General features: G+C 60.7%; 1 rRNA gene (running past one end of the window). It reads right to left on the bottom strand.

Annotated elements, in window-relative coordinates:
• Positions 1–433 (bottom strand): 23S ribosomal RNA (locus RZ84_RS40065) (it extends 3,000 nt beyond the left edge of the window).
• Between the last annotated feature and the right edge of the window lie 112 nt (positions 434–545).

Here is a 545-nt window from a genome sequence, read left to right as displayed (position 1 = left end):
ACATTTCAGCTACGGGGGTCTTACCCTCTACGCCGGGCCTTTCGCATGCCCTTCGCCTACATCAACGGTTTCTGACTCACCGACCGGCCGGCAGACCGATCAAGAGAACTCCCACAACCCCGCACTGGCAACCCCTGCCGGGTATCACACCAATACGGTTTGGCCTCATCCAGTTTCGCTCGCCACTACTCCCGGAATCACGGTTGTTTTCTCTTCCTGCGGGTACTGAGATGTTTCACTTCCCCGCGTTCCCTCCACACTGCCTATGTGTTCAGCAGCGGGTGACAGCCCATGACGACTGCCGGGTTTCCCCATTCGGACACCCCCGGATCAAAGCTCGGTTGACAGCTCCCCGGGGCCTATCGCGGCCTCCCACGTCCTTCATCGGTTCCTGGTGCCAAGGCATCCACCGTGCGCCCTTAAAAACTTGGCCACAGATGCTCGCGTCCACTGTGCAGTTCTCAAGCAACGACCAGCCACCCACCACCCCAACCCGAAGGCTGAGTTCACTGGGGCCGGCATCGCGAAGGGCGAGCAACGCTCGC

It is taken from the genome of Streptomyces sp. CT34, assembly GCF_000805335.1.
Taxonomy (GTDB): Bacteria; Actinomycetota; Actinomycetes; order Streptomycetales; family Streptomycetaceae; genus Streptomyces.
The sequence above is the reverse complement of the archived record's forward strand: the minus strand, read 5'-3'. Positions and strand labels throughout refer to the sequence as shown.